General features: G+C 68.6%; 15 protein-coding genes and 1 pseudogene. 5 read left to right on the forward strand and 11 right to left on the reverse strand.

All coding sequences use genetic code 11. The annotated features are described in order from the left end of the window. Positions 1-67: 67 nt before the first annotated feature. Positions 68-3250: a right-handed parallel beta-helix repeat-containing protein gene (locus tag ACQF4J_RS06145; RefSeq protein WP_427164940.1), complete on the reverse strand. Its 3183-nt coding sequence runs from the start codon at positions 3248-3250 to the stop codon at positions 68-70. A 343-nt stretch (positions 3251-3593) separates the two neighbouring features. Between ACQF4J_RS06145 and ACQF4J_RS06150 the strand changes: the two genes are divergently transcribed. After that, complete coding sequence (locus ACQF4J_RS06150; protein ID WP_351804362.1) at positions 3594-3725, forward strand: GntR family transcriptional regulator; 132 nt, start codon at positions 3594-3596, stop codon at positions 3723-3725. Here the strand turns inward: ACQF4J_RS06150 and ACQF4J_RS06155 are convergent. The 9 genes from ACQF4J_RS06155 to ACQF4J_RS06195 all read right to left on the reverse strand — a co-directional run bounded on the left by ACQF4J_RS06155 (position 3670) and on the right by ACQF4J_RS06195 (position 12479). Then, positions 3670-3939, reverse strand: a complete 270-nt coding sequence (locus ACQF4J_RS06155) for a hypothetical protein (protein ID WP_427164942.1) — start codon at positions 3937-3939, stop codon at positions 3670-3672. The two genes, ACQF4J_RS06150 and ACQF4J_RS06155, sit on opposite strands and share 56 nt — an antisense overlap. Beyond that, on the reverse strand, positions 3936-4697 hold the full coding sequence (locus ACQF4J_RS06160) for an SDR family NAD(P)-dependent oxidoreductase (protein WP_351804358.1): 762 nt from the start codon (positions 4695-4697) through the stop codon (positions 3936-3938). Before ACQF4J_RS06160 ends, ACQF4J_RS06155 begins: the two co-directional genes overlap by 4 nt. After that, positions 4694-5746 (reverse strand): zinc-dependent alcohol dehydrogenase, encoded by a 1053-nt coding sequence (locus ACQF4J_RS06165; protein WP_427164945.1) that lies wholly within the window; start codon positions 5744-5746, stop codon positions 4694-4696. Before ACQF4J_RS06165 ends, ACQF4J_RS06160 begins: the two co-directional genes overlap by 4 nt. A gap of 115 nt (positions 5747-5861) precedes the next feature. Beyond that, entirely contained in the window at positions 5862-6782 is a 921-nt protein-coding gene (locus tag ACQF4J_RS06170) for an amidohydrolase family protein (RefSeq protein ID WP_351804352.1), read from the reverse strand. A 38-nt stretch (positions 6783-6820) separates the two neighbouring features. Further along, positions 6821-7168 carry an L-rhamnose mutarotase gene (locus ACQF4J_RS06175; RefSeq protein WP_427164947.1) on the reverse strand — a complete coding sequence of 116 codons (348 nt, stop codon included), beginning with the start codon at positions 7166-7168 and terminating at the stop codon, positions 6821-6823. After that, positions 7165-9177 (reverse strand): hypothetical protein, encoded by a 2013-nt coding sequence (locus ACQF4J_RS06180; RefSeq protein WP_427164949.1) that lies wholly within the window; start codon positions 9175-9177, stop codon positions 7165-7167. The genes ACQF4J_RS06175 and ACQF4J_RS06180 overlap by 4 nt, the downstream gene beginning before the upstream one ends. A gap of 62 nt (positions 9178-9239) precedes the next feature. Continuing rightward, positions 9240-10148 (reverse strand): carbohydrate ABC transporter permease, encoded by a 909-nt coding sequence (locus tag ACQF4J_RS06185; protein WP_351575120.1) that lies wholly within the window; start codon positions 10146-10148, stop codon positions 9240-9242. Between the two features lie 55 nt (positions 10149-10203). Beyond that, positions 10204-11118: a carbohydrate ABC transporter permease gene (locus ACQF4J_RS06190; protein ID WP_351575123.1), complete on the reverse strand. Its 915-nt coding sequence runs from the start codon at positions 11116-11118 to the stop codon at positions 10204-10206. Further along, on the reverse strand, positions 11115-12479 hold the full coding sequence (locus ACQF4J_RS06195; RefSeq protein WP_351804343.1) for an ABC transporter substrate-binding protein: 1365 nt from the start codon (positions 12477-12479) through the stop codon (positions 11115-11117). The genes ACQF4J_RS06190 and ACQF4J_RS06195 overlap by 4 nt, the downstream gene beginning before the upstream one ends. 187 nt (positions 12480-12666) lie before the next feature. Here ACQF4J_RS06195 and ACQF4J_RS06200 point away from each other — a divergent pair, with 187 nt between their 5' ends. The 4 genes from ACQF4J_RS06200 (at position 12667) to ACQF4J_RS06215 (ending at position 17453) form a co-directional block, all read left to right on the forward strand. After that, entirely contained in the window at positions 12667-13434 is a 768-nt protein-coding gene (locus ACQF4J_RS06200) for a FadR/GntR family transcriptional regulator (RefSeq protein WP_351575136.1), read from the forward strand. 455 nt (positions 13435-13889) lie between these two features. Further along, on the forward strand, positions 13890-14279 hold the full coding sequence (locus ACQF4J_RS06205) for a hypothetical protein (RefSeq protein ID WP_427164953.1): 390 nt from the start codon (positions 13890-13892) through the stop codon (positions 14277-14279). Positions 14280-14294: 15 nt separating this feature from the next. Continuing rightward, positions 14295-14633: a hypothetical protein gene (locus tag ACQF4J_RS06210; RefSeq protein WP_351575142.1), complete on the forward strand. Its 339-nt coding sequence runs from the start codon at positions 14295-14297 to the stop codon at positions 14631-14633. 756 nt (positions 14634-15389) lie between these two features. Then, positions 15390-17453 carry an alpha-L-fucosidase gene (locus ACQF4J_RS06215; protein ID WP_427164955.1) on the forward strand — a complete coding sequence of 688 codons (2064 nt, stop codon included), beginning with the start codon at positions 15390-15392 and terminating at the stop codon, positions 17451-17453. A gap of 208 nt (positions 17454-17661) precedes the next feature. On the opposite strand, the pseudogene ACQF4J_RS06220 reads toward ACQF4J_RS06215, so the two are convergent. Next, positions 17662-17994: pseudogene (locus ACQF4J_RS06220) on the reverse strand (cyclic nucleotide-binding protein); the annotation flags it as partial. Positions 17995-18044 lie beyond the last annotated feature (50 nt).

Consider the following 18044-nt stretch of genomic DNA (forward strand, 5'->3'; position numbering starts at 1 on the left):
GAGGGTGTTCAAGTCTTGCGTCGCAAGATGATCTTGAACACCCTCTGCCCGACTGATGGAGAACTGGCTACGGAGACGTGGTGATGCTCAGGCCGCTGAAGTTGGCCGTACCCGAGATCTTGTTGTCGTGGGAGGTGTGGAAGACGCCCGCGTCCTCGGTCGCGTTCGCCCCGGACAGGTTCACCGCCGAGCCGACCTGGGTGAAGGTACTGCCGTTGGTGGAGTAGTAACCGCTGACCTGGCTGCCCGTGCGGGTGAGCCGCAACCAGACCGGCGCCCTGATGCCCGTGGTCCTCACGTTGGTGTCGAGGTATCCGTCACCGTTGGAGTCGTACCCGAGAACGACTCCATTGCCCGGTGTCACGGCCATGACCGCGTACCCCGCTGAACTGCCTGCGGCCGTCATGTCGTTACGCACCATGATGCCCGCCTTCGCCCAGGAGTTGGCGTCGTCCAACTGGTCCACCTTGGTGGTCACGGTGGTGCCGCTGCTGAACGCTTGGCTCTGGTAGACGGCCCCGTACTGGTCGTCGCGCTGCGGCGCGACACCCCAGACGTCGGCCCCGGCGCCGGTGATCGAGAGCTGGCTCTGGTGCTGGTCGAGGAGGGCCGGGATGTTCGCGTATCCGGCGAACGGGGACGTGGTGATGCTCAGGCTGCCGAAGGTGGCCGTGCCCGGGACGTTGACGTCGTGGGAGGTGTGGAAGACGCCCGCGTCCTCGGTCGCGTTGGCCCCGGACAGGCTCACCGCCGAGCCGACCTGGGTGAAGGTACTGCCGTTGGTGGAGTAGTACCCGCTGACCTGGCTGCCCGTGCGGGTGAGCCGCAACCAGACCGGCGCCTTGATGCCCGTGGTCCTCACGTTGGTGTCGAGGTATCCGTCACCGTTGGAGTCGTACCCGAGAACGACTCCATTGCCCGGTGTCACGGCCATGACCGCGTACCCCGCTGAACTGCCTGCGGCCGTCATGTCGTTACGCACCATGATGCCCGCCTTCGCCCAGGGGTTGGTGTTGTCCAGCTGGCTCACCTTGGTGGTCACGGTGGTGCCGTTGGTGAACGCTTGGCTCTGGTAGATGGCCCCGTACTGGTCGTCGTGCTGTCCGCCGGCACCCCAGACGTCGGCCCCGGCTTCGGTGATCGCGAACTGGCCGTTCGCCTGGCTGAAGGTGGCCGGCGAGTTCACCGCGAAGGTGGAGTAGGGAGCGGTCACCGGGTACTTGAGGTACTGGTACGCGGGTTCCAGACCGGCCGCGTTCATGACCGTTTGGGCGCCCGACGGCCAGGCACCGCCTGTGACGATCACCGTGCCGCTGACCACGCTGCCGCGGTTGCCGTCAGTGACGTCGCCGTCCTTCGTGGCCCAGTTGTTGGTCAGGGTGAAATTGCCGGTGTTGTTGGTGCTGGTGGCGTTCTGGTGGGCGTACGGTCCGACGTTGAAGACATTGTTGGTGGCGGAGATGTACCGCGATCCCTCGTCGAAGTACATGCCGTTGAAGTTGGGGCCGTTGGTGCAGTAGTTCTGGTCGATCACACTGGAGGGGTTCGCCGACAGCGTGTAGAAGCAGCCGCCGTCGTTCATCGACTGCAGGAAGTCGTGCACGTAGTTGGCCGTGACCGAGTTCCCCGTGGCTGTCGTCGGGGTGTTGTAGATCGGCTGGTAGTTGTACAGACCCCGGTTGACGTAGTCCTGGCTGCCGCCCGGGTCGTTGACTCCCCACCCCTCGCCGATGCTGATGCCGGTATAGGGCAGGTTGTACACCTCGTTGTGGCTGATCACGGCGTTGGTGGTGTATGTGGCGAGAATCGCGTCGTTGTCACGGTAGTCAAGCGCGACGTCGTGGATGAGGTTGTCCTTGATGGTGATGTTCTTGTTCGTCATCCGGACGTCACTGGGGTGGTGCGCGTCTGCCTGGTAGCCGCCGACGATGACGCCGCCGGCCGCGATCTGGTTGAAGAGCGAGCCTATGACGGTGATGTCGCCGGCTCCCAGGCCGACACCCGAGGTGTTCGCATTGGCGTCCTCGCCGATGCCGAGGCCTTCCTGGCCGAGGCCGATGAACTTGTCGGCGCTGAACGTCACGTGGTTCGCTGCGGACACCTGTACCGCCGCGGGCATCTGCAGCTGGTTCGGCCGGGTCGCCTCGAACAGGCTGCATCCGGCTTTGCAGGAGGTGAAGGCATCCGAGGGCCTGTTCCAGTTGCCCTGGATGTACCCGCCGGTCTGCTGGTCGGCCCAGCCCTCGTTGGTGCTCGGGTGCAGCCAGCTCGTGTGGGAGAACTGCACACCGACGAACGACAGGTCGTGGGCCGGCGCACTGTAGGTGCCGCCGACGCTGATGAGCGACTCCAGTCGCGGCAGCTCCACGTCAGCAGTGCTGAGGTCCTGGCCCGCCAGCGGCTTGTAGTAGAGGTAGCCGGTGGCGGTGTTCAGATACCACTCCCCTGCGGCATCGAGGAATTCGTAGGCGTTCTCCAGGTACGCCGGTCCCTTGCGGAACGGGGACTGGACGGTGTCCCAGCCCCAGGTGTTGTTGTCCCAGGCGGGCTGCTGCATGGTGAACGTGTTGTTGCTGATGCTCTGCACGGGCATGTAGCGGTCGGTCCAGCTGTTGAGCGTCTCGAGCTCCACCCGGCTCTGGTTGGCCAGCGTGTTCAGGTAGCTCAGTGCGGAATTGGTGAAGGTGAACCCGGTCGGGTTGAAGGTCAGGTCCGAGCGGGTGACCTGGGTGCGCGCCCGGGTGGCGAGCAGGCCGTCGACGTAGAGCTGGCGGGTGTCGAAGCCGGTGCCGACGTTGGCGCGCCAGATGTCCTTGGTCGTGTCGAACTGCGACCAGCCGGTTATCTTCCGCGCTCCCGAGATGATCGGGTTCGCGCCGGGGGCAGCCTTCCACACCACCGTGTGGCCGTTGTTGCCCGAGTCGGCGGCGGTGAAGGAGAGCGGGGCGGAGAGGCGGTAGGTACCGTCCGCCAACTGCACGACGATGTCGCCGGTCATGCCGGAGTTGATCGCACGCACCGAGGTCTGTGCCTGGGTGATCGAACACGGCTGGGAGGAGGAGCATGCGGTGCCGGTACCCGAGGGCGACGCGTAGAGCGTCGTCATGGCCGCCGCCTGCGCCGCTCCGGCGGACACGACCGCGGAGAGCAGGGCGCCGACGAGCGCCGTCGCCGCGGCCGCGGCGCGAATCCGCGGCCTGGGGCGGGGGCGGGAGCGGCGTGATGGGATCGTTCTTCGGAGTGAAAGCACGAGGGCTCCTTCGGTGATGCGCACCGTGCCTGGTCCCATCCCGGTCGCGACCCGGCGGGAATTCGGCCATGTTTCACCGGCGTTTCGCCGGGGCGGAGGAACTTCATCATACGAATGATGTAATCCGCAAGGTGTGGGTTGTCCCATTTGATGATCACAAGGAGCGGCACGCCCCCGGTACCCCGGCCCGTCGTCAACGACTGGCGCCTGCGCCCTAGGAGGGGTCGCTCGGAGCCGTTCCCCGACGGCAGACCGGCCGGCTCAGCGACACCGTGGTGACCTGTCTCGTCGACCGCATCGTGGGCGGGGCCTTTCCCCGACCTCCGCGCTGCCCATCGAGGCGGTGCTGTGCGAAGAGTTCGCCGTCAGTCGGGCCGTCGTGCGCGAGTCGGTGAAGGTACTCGAAGAAAAGGGGCTGGTCAGGGCGGCGCCCGGAAGCGGTACACGGGTGCCCGCTCCACCTGCTCGGGCGTGAGGACGGTGCCGGCGCCGACGGTCAGCCCACTATGGGCGGCCATCTCCTTGACCACCTGTTCGGTTCCCGGGGTGCGGAAGGTGACCTCCGCGCACCGGGCACCGCCCGTGGCGAGCGCGTCGGCCGGCGGGCCGGCGCTCGCGGTGGACGGCACGGTCAGCACGGGCAGGAGGCGGGATCCGGCCAGTACGGTGACCCGGGATGTGCCGCTCATCGGCCGAGCCATCCGCCGTCCACGGGCAGGACGACGCCGTGGACGTAGGCGGCGGCGTCCGAGGCGAGGAACACGGTGGCGCCCGCGAGGTCGTCGGCGCTGCCCCAGCGGGCGGCCGGGATGCGGTCCAGGATCGCCTTGCTGCGCACCGGGTCGTCCTGGAGGGCCTGGGTGTTGTCGGTGGCGATGTAGCCGGGGGCGATGGCGTTGACGTTCACACCGTGCGGCGCCCACTCGTTGGCCAGCGCTTTGGTCAGGCCCGCGATGCCGTGCTTGGCGGCGGTGTAGCCGGGCACGGTGATACCGCCCTGGAAGCTGAGCAGCGACGCCGTGAAGATGACCTTCCCCTGGCCGCGTGCGACCATCGCCGCGCCGACCGCACGGGACAGGACGAACTGGGCGTTGAGGTTGACCTGGAGCACCAACTCCCAGTCGGCGTCGGTGTGTTCGGCGGCCGGGGCACGGCGGATCGTCCCCGCGTTGTTGACCAGGATGTCCACCGGGCGTTCGCGCCCGGCGAGGTCCGCGCCCAGGGCCCGTACCGCCTCGGGGTCGGCGAAGTCGGTGCGAATCGCCTCGAACGTGCGGCCCGCGGCGAGGACGTCCCTCTCCACCGCGCTGCCGGACTCCTCCAACTGGGCGCTGACGCCGATGACGTCCGCGCCGGCACCGGCGAGCGCGCGGGCCATGGCCCGTCCGATGCCGCGCCGGGCTCCGGTGACGACGGCGAGCCGTCCGGTGAGGTCGAAGGCGGTCATACGGCGGCTCCCTGGGCGTCGTCGCTGTCGTCGGTGCAGTTCACGAGGATCTTCATCACGTCACCGCCGCCCTCCAGGGCCTCGAAGGCGGCAGGTGCCTGCGTGAGCGGCACGACCTTGCTGATCAGCCGCTCGGCCGGGATGGTGCCGTCCGCGACCAGGGCGACCGCCTTCTCGAAGTCGGAGCGGTCGTACAACCGGGCCCCGACCAGGGTCAGTTCACGCCAGAAGAAGCGGTGCAGATTGACCTCGCGGGGGCGGGGGTGGATCGCGACGAGGCAGAGCCGGCCGCGTACGCCGAGCACGTCGACCGCGGTGTCCACGCCGCCTTGCGCGCCGGAGACCTCGAAGGCGACGTGGGCACCCGCGTCCTCGGTCCACGTGCCGACCAGCGCCGGCACGTCGTCGGCGGCCGGGTCCCACACGGTCAGCCCCAACTCCTCGGCGAGCAGCCGCCGGTGCGCGCTCAACTCCACCACTCGCACATCGGCGCCCGCGGAGCGCGCGACCAGCGCGATCAGGACGCCGACCGGGCCGCAGCCGACCACCACGACCTTCTCACCCTCGCGAACCCGGGCCCGGCCCACATCGTGCACGGCCACCGCGGTCGGTTCGACGAGCGCGGCATGGTCCAGGGCGAGGGTGCCGGGCAGCCGGATGAGTGTCGAAGCGGGCACGGTCCAGAGCTGCTGCATCGCGCCCGGCGAGTCGATGCCGATGAAGTCCAGGTGCTGGCAGACGTGTTGGTGACCGGTGCGGCAGGCCGGGCAGGTGTCGTCCCAGCGCAGCGGCATCACGGTGACCGCGTCACCGGCTGCCCAGCCCTCCACGCCCGGGCCGACGCGCACGACTCTGCCGGACATCTCGTGGCCCAGGACGGCGGGCGCGGCCACCCGGGCGTCCATGTCGCCGTGGAAGATGTGCAGGTCGGTGCCGCAGATGCCGACATAGGCGGGGGCCAGCTCCACCTCGCCGGGACCGGGCGGCGCACTGAGTGCGGGAGCCGTGTCGAGGGTGCGGGCGGACGTGTAACGGACGGCGAGTGTCATTGTGTCGTCAGGGTCCCTTCAGCGCGGACGGCGATGGTCAGCAGAGGCGGATGCACGTCCCGCGCGGGTTCGTCGGCGTGCGCGATGGGTGCGCACGCCGGGGTGGGCGTGAGGGTCAGATGGTGCGCGTGGCGCTGTCCGCCGCGACGTCGGCTTCCTCTGACACGGAGGGGAGACGGTAGAAGGCGGTCGCGGTGCCGGCGAGGACCGCGTGGATCTCGGTGGCGGAACAGCCGTCGAGCAGCTCGTCCACAGTGGCGGCCCACCGGTTCCAGCCGCCCGCGAGGTTCGCGACCGGCCAGTCGGAACCGAACATCAGGCGGTCGGGGCCGAAGGCGGAGGCCAGTACGTCCCAGGCGGGGCGGATGTCGGCGGTGGTCCAACGGGTGTGGTCGGCCTCCGTGATCAGCCCCGACACCTTGCAGACCACCTGCGGGTGCGCGGCCAGCAGACGCACCTGCCGCCCCCAGTCGGCCAGGTCACCGTCGGCGATCGGCGGCTTGCCCGCGTGGTTCAGCACCTGGGGCAGGTCGGGCAAGCACTCGGCCAGCCGGGTCGCCTGGTCGAGCTGGTGGCTGCGGACCAGCACGTCGTAGCCGAGCCCGCGGTCCCGGGCCGCCGCCAATCCCCTTATCACCTCGGGGCGTTGCAGCCACCCCGGATCCGTCTCGCCCTGGACGAGGTGGCGCAGGGAGCGCAGATACGCACCGCCCGGTCCGGCAAGCAACCCGTCGAGCAGATCGCCGATGGCTGGTGAGGTCAGGTCTGCCCAGCCGACCACGGCCCCGATCAGGGTCTCCTGCTCCGCGAGGGCGAGGAGGTCCTCGGTCTCGGGCACGTCCGGGATGCACTGCACGACCACCGTGCGGTGCAGACGGCGGCCCGCGATGGGCTGGGTGGCGGTGGCACGCAGGTCCTCGGGCGTGAAGGTGCGGCGGATCGCCGTCACGTCGGGGTCGTCGAGCCAGGGTTGCGGACGGTTGGAGAGGTCCCACAGGTGGTGGTGGGCGTCGATGAGGACGGGGGCGGGGATCATGGCAGTTTCCAAGTCGGCTCGGTCTGGTACGGGCCGGGTCAGGCGGTGGTGTCTTCGCCTGACGGGTTCAGGTGCCAGATCTCGGTGAGTTCCGTCCACTGGCGGGAGTCGCCCCGGTCGGGCCAGGGTTCCTGGCAGGGGTCGGTGAGTTTCCACCACTCCTGGGTCTCGGGGTCGGCTTCGAGGGTGGCCATGTCGGCCTCGAAGTCGTCGCCGTGGTACTCGAGGTAGCCGAACAGCACGTCACCGTGGAGGAAGATGCCGAAGTTGCGGATGTTCGCCCGGTGCATGGCCGCCTCCACCCCGGGCCAGACGGCGGAGTGCAGTTCGAGGTATCTCTCCCGGTACTCGGGCCGGAGCCTGATGGTCTGGGCGATGCGCTTCACGCCGTGCTCTCTCCTGTGCCGGGGGCGGGCTCGTTGGCGTCGGTGTCGAACGGGGTGCGGTAGCTGGGGGTGTTGGCGCGCAGGTCCAGCCGCAGGACGAGCTTGATCCGGGTGGACGCGGGCAGCCGGACCGTCAGGAAGGGGCTGTCGCAGGACAGTTCTTCCTCGGTGACGACGGGCTCGGTGTGGCCGTAGTCGTACATGTCGCCGATCCAGCCGTCGTCCGCGCAGGTGGTGTAGCGGACGGTGGTGATGGTGTGCTCGGCGAAGGCGCCGGCCTGGACGATCACCGTGCGGCCGGTCTCGGGGGCGAGGTTGACCAGCTCGACGGTGGTCGCCTCGGGGTCGATGGAGGTGACCAGCGCGGCCACGTCCTGGGGGAGGCCGGCGCGGCGGGCGTCGGCGTCGTGGTAGCGCAGCCGGGCTTGCTGGAGGCCGCCGTTGTAGAGCACCTGGGGGCCGCCCCAGGTGAGCTGGACGAGGGCCTCGGTGGCGACGGGGTTTGACTGCTGCCAGACGTGGATGTCGGCCTCGGGGACGTCCAGGTCGCGGTAGCGGTCGATGCGCCGCAGGCGGTGGCGGATCTGTGCCTGGGCGGTGGCGAGGATGCGCTCGGGGTAGCCGGGGTCGTCGCCGGCGAGGAAGGCGAACCACGCCTTCTCGTGCCCGGACTCCTCCTTGGCGCGGAACGGCCGCAGGGTGCGCCAGTCGATCGCCTCGGCCTCGCGCAGGTCCTCCAGCCGCTCGCGGTCGGCGTCCGAGGCCGAGTGGTGCCACAGGGCCACCGGTACGGGCGGGGTGGTCGGGTTGTAGTCGAACCAGCCGGTGTCGTTGTGCCGGAACGGCACGTGGAGCGTGGGGATGTCGGCGTCCGGGCCGAGTTCGACCGCCCACTTGGCGGGCAGGCTGGAGTCGGATTCGGTGTGGCGCATCACCTTGCCGCGGGCGATGAGCGAGTCGAGCGTGGTGCGGACCATGGACAGGAAGTCGTCGTCCCCGGTGACCGTGGCCGCCGCGAGCGCCGCCACACAGGCCGCGGTTCCGATGCTGTGCCAGCCGTGGGGCCAGGACCAGCCGTAGTGGCCGCCGTACCAGCGGCCTTCAAGGAGGCCGCCGACGACTCCGTCCGGGCTGACGTTGTCGGGGATGACGCCGTCGTTCACCTCGGTGCGCTCCCGCCACGCGCCGACGTACTCGACGATCCAGTCGCGGTAGCGCTCGTCGCCGGTCAGGATCCAGGCGTTGAGGACCAGACCGGTGGCACCGAGGTTGAGCGCGGTGTCGCCGACGCCCATCCGGTCGCGCATCTGCGCGCCGAGCCGCGGGTCCGCGGAGAGCGGGTACGGGCCGCCGTCGGCCTCGGGGATCCAGTCGAGCGGGTACCCGTAGGTGTCGGCCTCCTTCTGGAGCCAGGGGTAGACGTCGCCGTCGAACAGGCCCGTGCGGTCGGGATCGCTGCCGTTGTGCGCGCGAGTGATGATGCGGTGGGCGGGGTCGTAGTTGCCCTTGGCCGGGTCGACATACAACTCGGCGAAGCGCAGGGCGCGTTCGGACCAGCGCTTGGGGTCGGCCATGCACAGGAAGTAGAGCAGCAGCAGGCTCTCACCCTGGTGGAACCAGTCGTAGCCGCGCTCGAACTCGTCGCGCAGCATGTCCAGTTCGGTGAGCTGCCGGGTCACGCCCTCCCAGTGCTTCTCACTGGCGGGCAGCAGATCGTCCGCGCCACCGAGCAGGTACAGCTGGGGCCAGTTGAAGAACACCTCGTAGAAGTCGTCCACGCCGTCGCGGGTGGTCAGCCGGCCGGAGTAGTTCAGCCGTCCGTCCGGGCCGGTGTAGTCACGGGCGAAGCGCCGCCAGGCGTGGTCGAGCAGGTCGAACAGGGACCGCTGGGCCACGGCCCAGCCCGGTGGTTCGAGCAGCGGCACCCCCGCCTCGATCTCGGGTGGGGGGACCCGACGGTCGCAGGGGGTGTCCTGTGCCGGGGTACGGTCGGCGGAGCTGTAGGGCATGGGGATCTCCGTTTGGGGTGGGCGGCGGGACGGCGCTCGAGGGCGACGGCCTGAACGGGCCGCTATTCCTTGGTGGCGCCGGCGAGCATTCCGCTGACCAGGAAGCGCTGCGCGAAGAGGAAGACGACCAGCACCGGTGTGATGGCCACCAGCGTGGCCAGCGCCAGCTGCGGGCGCTGGATCGCGAGGGCGCCGACCGCCGGGTTGAAGGACGGCACGTTGCTGAGCAGGCTTCCGACGCCCACCTGGATCGGCATCTGGTCGCTCTCGGGGAGCATCACGTACGGAAGGAAGTAGTTCGTCCAGTTGGCCACGAAACTGAAGAAGCCCACCAGCGCGATGACGGGGGTGGCCAGCGGCAGCGCGATGTGCCGGAAGACGCCGAACTCCGAGCAGCCGTCCATTCTCGCCGCCGCCAGCAGGTCCTTCGGCACGGCGGTGGTGAAGTAGATGTAGGTGAGGTACACGCCGAACGGGTAGAACGAGTAGGGCAGGATGATCGACCACATCGTGCCGATCAGGTGAGCCGCGTTGATCTCCAGGAACAGCGGCACCACCAGGGTGGCGGTCGGCATGAGCATCACGACGAGAGTCGAGACGAGCAGGGTGTGCCGTCCGCGGAACTCGGTCATGGCCAGGCCGTATCCCGCCGGCACCGCCACGCAGAGGGTGATGACCAGGGAGATCACCGCGTACAGCGTGGAGTTGCCGAGCCACTGCATGATGGCGTTGTCCTGGAACGCGGTGAGGCCGTCCCAGTTGGCCTTCAACGCGTGCCAGGAGCCGAAGGACAGCGGGTTGCCGTGGACGAGTTGCCGGTCGGTCTTGGTCGCCGCGAGGACGAGCCACAGCACCGGCAGCACGAAGAACACCGCGAACACGGCCAGTACGGTGCCGGTCAGCAGCCGGGATGTCACGCGCCGCTGGGGACGGGGACGCCGCTCCGGAGCCCGGTGGTGCCTGTGGCTCATGACGGATGATGCCCCTTTCGTACGTGGAGTGGCGGCGACCGGGATGGCAAAGGACTTAGTCGGCATCGAAGAACCCCGAGCGTGCGACGAAGACGGCGGCGGCCGACACGCTGACGACCAGGAGTTCCACCGAGACCGCGGCGGCGCCGTTGATGTTGTTCATCTGGAAGGCGAAGTCGTAGGTCAGCTGGTTGAGCGAGTAGTCGCGTCCGGCCACGCCCACACTGGCGAGGGACAGCAGTTGCGGCTCGACGAAGAGCTGCGCGCCGCCCGCGAAGGCCAGGATCGCCATGTACACGATCCACTTGCGGAGCATGGGGATCTGGATGTGCCAGGCGGTCTGCCAGGCGCCGGCGCCGTCGATGCGGGCGGCTTCCATGACGTCCGTGGGGATGTTGTTGAGCGCGCCGTACATGACGACGATCCAGCCGCCGGCGCCGGTCCAGAACGCGATGATCGTGAACAGCAGCGCCAGGTTGCCGGGGGCGATGACCTCACCGAAGGTGTGGAAGCCCAGGGAGCCCAGCAGCGAACTGACGGGGCTGACCGTCGGGTCGAGCATGAACAGCCACACCAGGACGCTGGCCGCGCCGGCGAGGGCTCCGGGGATGTAGAAGAGGAACCGCAGGGACTTGCTGACGGTGCCTGACGAGAGGCGGTGCAGGAGCAGGGCCAGGCCCACCACGAACACCACGAGGGAGGCCAGCCAGAACACCAGGTACAGCGCGACATGACTGACGGCGTCCATGAAGCGGAAGTCCTGCGCCGTGGTGACGAAGTTGTCGAGGCCGGTGAAGGTGCCCCCGGCGTCGGTGAAGGCGAAGTAGACGGCGTACCCGGTCGGCAGGATGCCGAACGCGATCAGCAGGAGCACGTACGCCGCGACGAAGGCGATGCCGGCCCGGCCCTGCCGGTCGGCGCCGCGGGGGCGCCGGCGGGCAGAGCCGGACGAGGAGTGGCTGAGCGTCACTGGGAGACCTTGTATCCGTTGGACTTGGCGTACTTGACGATGGAGTCCTGCCAGGCCGGCAGCATCGACTCGATGGACTTGCCCTGCGTCAGGCCGGGCTTGACGGTGGCCGCCCAGATCGCCTCCTGGCTGAACTGGCCCGAGCCCCACCCCGGCCAGACCTGGCTCGACGCGTCCTGCAGCGCGCTCAGGTCCCCGGTGAGGTAGCCGACGCCGCCCTGCGCCTTGAGCCACTTCTGGGCTGCGGGCCCGTAGGCCGGATAGCCGGGCGCCTTCTCTGCCTGGTAGGCGTCGTCGGTGGTGACCCACTTCAGGAAGTCGGTGGCCGCCTTGATGTGGGTGGAGTGCTTGGACAGCAGCCAGGTGCCGCCGCCGACGTTGCCGGTGGTGGGAGCGGGCTGCCCCTTCCACTGGGGGATGGGCGCCACGCCGATCTGCTTGGCCGGCACCTTGAGGGTGTCCTTGAACACCGCGCCGCCGTACCAGGCCGGGCCGGGCATGAGCAGCACCTTGTCGGCCTGGTTCTTGCCGAAGTCGGTGCTGAAGACGCCGCTGATGGACATGGACTTGTTCTTGATCAGCACGTCGAGGAGCTTGGCCATCTTGGTGCAGGCCTCGCTGGTGGTGTTCACCGAGACGGACTTGGGACCGGTGATGTCGTTGGCGCCGCACTGGCTCGCCCACAGGTAGATCTCGGGAGTGAACGAGTCGCCCGCGTCACCCACGAGGAAGCCCGGGTGCTCCTTCGCCACCTTCTCGCCGAGCGCCTGGTACTCCTCCCAGGTCGTCGGCACGGTGTAGCCGAACTTCTTCATCAGCGGAGCGTTGTACCAGAGCACCGCCTGGGAGAGGTCGTTGCGCAGGCAGTAGAGGGTGTCGTTCACCTGGCAGACGTCGTTGGCGCCCTTGGCGAACTGCGCCAGGGTGATCGCGGGCATCAGGCCCTTGTCGAGGGGGGCCGCGAACCCCGCGTCGACCGCCCACGTCACCTCGTTGTTCTGCGAGCTGAAGACGACGTCCGGCCAGCCCTTGCCGGTGCGGTTGAACAACTGGACCTTGGTCTGGAGGTAGTTCGAGCCGTTGGCGTCGCCGTCGTAGCTGACGATGTCCAGCTTCGCGTCCGGGTGGAGCTTCTGATACAGCTTCGCGGCGTCCATGCGGGTCGCGTCCACCCAGACGGTCAGCGCGCCGTCCTTTTGCGGCGCCTGGGCGAAGCCGTCCTTGGTCGTCGTACCGGTGCCGCTGCCGCCGCCACAGGCCGTCACGGTCAGCAGTACCGTGGCCGCGCAACCGGCCAGCAACGCCGCGCGCTTCTTGCTGATCACTCTCTTCGAGCTGGACGCAGGCTTGTCGACCGTCATGAGTGACTCCACTGGGTTCGCAGGTGCCCCGAGCAGTTCGGGGGCTTGGACAGGTCGACGCCGGGCCGTCCCGGGCGGGCGTCGGACCCTGAGGGGTGCATTTCGTGTAACATAAGTCGTCATACGAATGCCGTCAAGGTGTTGGCGAGTAGAGTCGCCCACCGTTCGCTGCAACGCAAGGGGGCCCATGGTCAGGAACGCCAGCGGCGCGGCCGAGGAATCGCCGGTCATCGAGCCCTGGCCCAAGCGCCCGGCCCGCCTGGCCCATGCCGTCGTGGAGTCCCTCACCGGCACCATCGTCTCGGGTGCCCTCCCGCCGGGCTCGACCCTGCCGGTCGAACCCGAACTGTGCGAGACGTTCGGCGTCAGCCGCATCACCGTCCGTGAGGCCGTCAAGTCTCTGGAGGCCAAGGGTCTGGTCCGCGCCCGGCAGGGCTCCGGCACCACGGTCACCCAGCCCGAGGAGTGGAACCTGCTGGACCCCGTCGTGCTGGCCGCCACCGTCCAGCACGACGGCACACTCGTCGTCCTCGACCAGCTCGTCGCCATCCGGTCGGCGCTCGAGGCCCAGATGGCCGCCCAGGCCGTCGAACTGGCCACCGACGAGGACCTGCAGGCCATCGAGCGGATGCTCGGCCGGCTCGACGAGAAGACCACGGCCCCGGCCCGGTTCGTCGAGATCGACGTCGCCTTCCACGACCGCATCATGCAGGCCTCCCGCAACCGGCTCGGCCGTTCCGTCATCCGCACCGTCCACGCCCAGGCCCGCACCACGCTGCTGTACACCGGCGCCCCCGACACCGCCGGGTGCCGACAGGCCAACGCGGAGCACCGGAAAGTGGTCGAGCGTCTCCTGGCCCGCGATCCCGAGGGCGCCGCGCAGGCCATGACCGATCACATCGAAGCAGCGTGGCGTCGCCGTCGCCCGCCCAGCGCGGCCCCGCCCGCTCCGTGAGCACAACCGCACCGACGCCCCCGAGCCGACAAGGCCGGGGGCGTTCGCACATGCCGCAGGCCCATCGGCCGAGTCGTCGCGACGAATCTATTGACGAAATTCATATGACGTCTAATGTTGCATCGATCTTTCCCGTTTGTGTCCGCGTCACCCGGCCAGCCCACTCCGGCGGCACATCGCGAGGCCTTCCGAGACAATCCACCGGCAGGTGCCATATGCGACCAAGCCGCAACCACGCCATATGCGACCAAACCACAACCAACCCATATCCGACCGTCTCAGATCATGGCTGGCCACAGGTGCCCTTTCACCGCCTCGGCCGCTGCGGTCCTCGTCCAGGCCAGCCCCGCGTTCGCCGCCACGACGACGCTCTACGCCACGCCGAACGGAACGGGCACCGCCTTCGCCTCGACCAGCCGACCTCCACGGCCACCTCGGTCAAGGCACCGGTCTGGGTGCGGCTCACCCGCACCGCCACCCGGGTGTCCGGCTACTACTGCACCGACGGATCCACCTTCACCCAGATCGGCTCGGCGGTCATCCTGCCGTCCATGGCCGCCGCCCAGGACGCCGGTGTCATCCACACCGCCCACAGCACCACAGCCGGCAGCGCGACCTTCAGCAAACTGCAGACCGTCACCTCGCCATGGCGTGCCTACAGCTCCATCCCCGCCGCGGTGGGCCAGAGCCAGGGAGTGACCTCCCTGACCAACGCGGGCATCGACACATGGGCCACGAGCATGCTGCACGACGACGACTACTCCGCCGCCCACCAGCCGGCCGCCGCGGGAACCTCCTCCACCGTCACCGTCCACGTCGACAGCCAGGACAACACCAACGCCTGAGGCAAGGCCGGCCTGATGCTGCGCAACAGCGTCACCGGAGCCGGCTCGTCCACCGGGTACGCCTCCCTCGCCGTCACTCCCGGCAACGGCGTCAGCCTGCAGTGGGACTCCGACAGCGACGGCTACGTCGACAAGATCACCACCAAGACCGCTGAATCCGCCCCGCTCTGGCTCCGGCTGGTCAGGAACGGCACATCGGTCACCGGTTCCTGCTCCACCGACAGCACCACCTGGACCACCGTCGGCACCGCCACGCCGACCGGAGCGAACAGCAGCCTGCACGCGGGCACGTTCTTCACGGCCCACAGCCCCACACCCGGCACCGCGAGCTTCAGCCAGTTCTCCATCAGCTGACGCAGCGGAAGGGGCACCCGTCGCCGATCCGGCAGGCCCCCTTCAGCCGGCGCCAACAACCAGCTGTGGTACCTCCAGCCGGCCACCGGCGGGTACCTCATCTGCAACCTGGAGAGCAGACAGATACCGGGGGTGAGCGGTGGATCAACGTCGAGCGGAGCCGCCATCGATGAGTGGATGGTGACGGTGCAACCGGAAGGCGAAGACTTTCCGGTTGCACCGACCCCCGCGCCGCATACGGGACCTCGGCCTCGAAGCCGAGCAGGTGCCCGATGCTCGCGCGGCGCAGTTCGGCGGCGTGGTCCTCCGCCGACCCCACGGCAACGTCAAGCGGCTCCGGGACGGCGAGACCAGACGGCACAGCCGTGCGCACCCGGCCGCGTTCTGCGGGCCGATGTCATCGACGCCGCCCGGCTGCTGCGGCCAGTCAAGCGGCGGGCCATGCCCGCCGGCTTCCCGCCGCCGAGCAGCAGGCTACGACCAAGATCAATAGTACGCGCAATGGCGGCGCTATAGATCCCATGTATAGCGCTCCACTCACCGAATGAGTGACCCTCAGGTCTAACGTACCCGCCCTGAATCTTCCTTTTCCTCCCGTGACTTGGACCGGTATCGCCTCAACCGTAGACGCGGCCCTCGCAGTTGTCCTATAAATCCATCCGATGTCTTCCAGAGGGTGAAGCGGAACATGGCCGCCATGCCGGTGTTCCGCTCGTAGCGCCCTGCCCTCCCTCCCCCAACACATGGAGCCGCACCATGTCCTCTGCATCCCTCAGCAGACGCTCTCTGATGAAGGCCGCCGCCCTTGCCGGAGGAGTGGCGGCCTTCGGGCTGCCGCAGGCCCTGTGGCCCGCCACCGCCGAGGCGTACACCGTCCCCTCGAAGATGGACTGGTGGTACGAGGCCCGGTTCGGGATGTTCATCCACTTCGGGTCCTACTCGTACCTCGGCCAGGGCGAGTGGGTGTTTGCGCAGCAGCGGTGGAGCAAGGCGAACTACCAGACGCAGGTCAGCCAGAAGTTCAATCCGACCCAGTTCAACGCGGCCGCCATCGCCGAACTCGCCAAGAACGCCGGCATGAAGTACCTCGTGATCACCGCCAAGCACCACGAGGGCTACGCAATGTGGGACTCCGACGTGGCGAGCTTCACCGACACCACCGGCACCAAGCTGTACAACCTGCACGACTACAGCGGCTTCCAGACCGACCTGCTCGGGGACCTCAAGAGGGAGTGCGAGAGCCGCGGGATCAAGTTCTGCCTGTACTACTCGATCCTCGACTGGAACCATCCTTCACAGACAGAGCGTCACGAGGGCGGTCTCACCACGATGTCCTCGCAGGCCGCCCGCACCGCCTACATCGCCGACATGAAGGCGCAGCTCCAGGAACTGCTGGACCGCTACGACCCGGCACTGCTGTGGTTCGACGGCGATTGGTCCGGCGAGCCCTCCAGCCCCACCCTGGAGGACTGGTGGCTGAAATCGGACGGCGTCGACCTCTACAACTGGCTGATCGCCCGCAAGCCCGGCCTCATCGTCAACGAACGGGTCAAGCGGGACCTCGGTCTCGGCGACTACGCGGTCGCGGAGTTCGGCATACCCGCCACGCCGATGAACCGGCAGTGGGAGAAGTGCGCCACCATGAACGGCTCCTGGGGTTACAACGCGGGCTTGGAGACCCGCTACAGGCCCTTGAAGGACCTCGTCCGGGAACTCGTCACGGTGGTCGCCCGGGACGGCAACTACCTGTTGAACATCGGCCCCACGGGCGAGGGCCTGGTCACCGCCGGAACCGAGTCCGTCCTGAACGGCCTGGCCTCATGGATGTCGACGTACAGCGACAGCATCCACGGGACCAGCGGCAGCCCGTTCACCTTCGAACCGGCGTGGGGGAAGGTCACCAAGAAGAGCGGCAAGCTCTTCGCCCATGTCTTCACCTGGCCCACGAACGGCCGGCTGGCGATCCCGGCGCTCGACAACACGATCAGCCGCGTCTACCTGCTGGACAACCCCTCGGTCTCGCTCTCGTACACCGTCAGCGGCGGCACCATCGACGTCACCGTGCCGGCCACCGCGCCGAACGCCAACGTCTCCGTGGTGTGCGTCGAGGTCCTGGGCATGCCCATCGGGGTTTCCACGTCAGCGACGGTGTTCCAGAACGTCAACTACCAAGGCAACAGCGCCATTCTGCCGCTGGGCAGCTACACGTCCTCCCAACTGGCCGCCGCCGGCCTGGGGGCCGCCATGGCCTCCTCCATCCTGGTACCCGACGGCTACCAGGTGACGGGCTACTCCGGCGACAACTTCACCGGCACCGTCTGGACGTTCACCTCGAACGCCCCCGACCTCGTGGCGACCGGCAACAACGACGCGATCAGATCACTGAAGGTGACGTTCAGGCCCGACAAGTACTTCCGCCTGACCAATGTCACCAGCCGCTTGGTGCTGGACAGCGGCGGCGATGTCGCCAGCGGCTCGAACCTGAAGCAGTGGTCGCCGGTAAACAGCTCCAATCTCCAGTGGCAGGCAGTGGAACTCGGCGATGGTTACTACAAGCTCGTCAACCGCACCAACGGCATGGTCGCCGACGGCTGGGGCTCCACCGCCAACGGCGATCCGGCCCGGCAGAAGGCATGGGACGGTGGCGACACGCAGCAGTGGCTGATCACCCCCCGCGGCCGGGGCCAGTACTCGATCGCCAACCGCAGCACGGGACTGGTCCTCGACAGCGGCGGAAGAGTTGCCTCCGGGTCCGTGGCCAAGCAGTGGACGTGGCAGCAGAGCACCAACCTGCTGTGGACGTTCAGCCCGGTCGCCTGACCGGCGCCACCCCGGTGGCCCACCTTCCCGCCCGGTCGGGGCTGCGGCACACGACCGGGCGGGAAGCGTCGCAGGACGGCAAGCCGGTTCCCTGCCCAAGAACAGCGGGGGCACTGGCTCGTGCGCTGCATCTGCGAGTCGAGGAGTTACCGAAGTCGCGGCAGCAGGCGGGGGCGGGACGCGGTCGGCACCGGAACGTCCAACCGTAGAGGCCCTCGGAGGCGGCGTACACCGCGGCAGCGAGGCCGGCGGGTCCGGAGCCGACGATGAGGACGTCACCGTGACGGATTCCGGCGGGCAGTTGCGGCAGGCCGATGAGCCGGGCCAGTTCCGCGTTGCTGGGGTTGCGCAACAGGGTGGTGTCCCGCCAGATGACGAGCGGTGTCTCCTCCGGGCCGACGCCGAAGCGGCGCAGCAGCTCCTCGGCCTCCTCGTCGGTCTCCAGGTCGATCCAGCGGTGCGGCAGCCGGTTGCGGACGGCGAACTCGCGCAGCCGCCGGGTGTCGGGCGAGCAGCGCGAGCCGATGATGCGGAAGCCGGCCATCCTCGGTGCGGACCGCGGGACGCTCCTCGCCGGGCGCGCCGACTCGT

Source organism: Streptomyces sp. C1-1 (assembly GCF_050214755.1).
Taxonomy (GTDB): Bacteria; Actinomycetota; Actinomycetes; order Streptomycetales; family Streptomycetaceae; genus Streptomyces.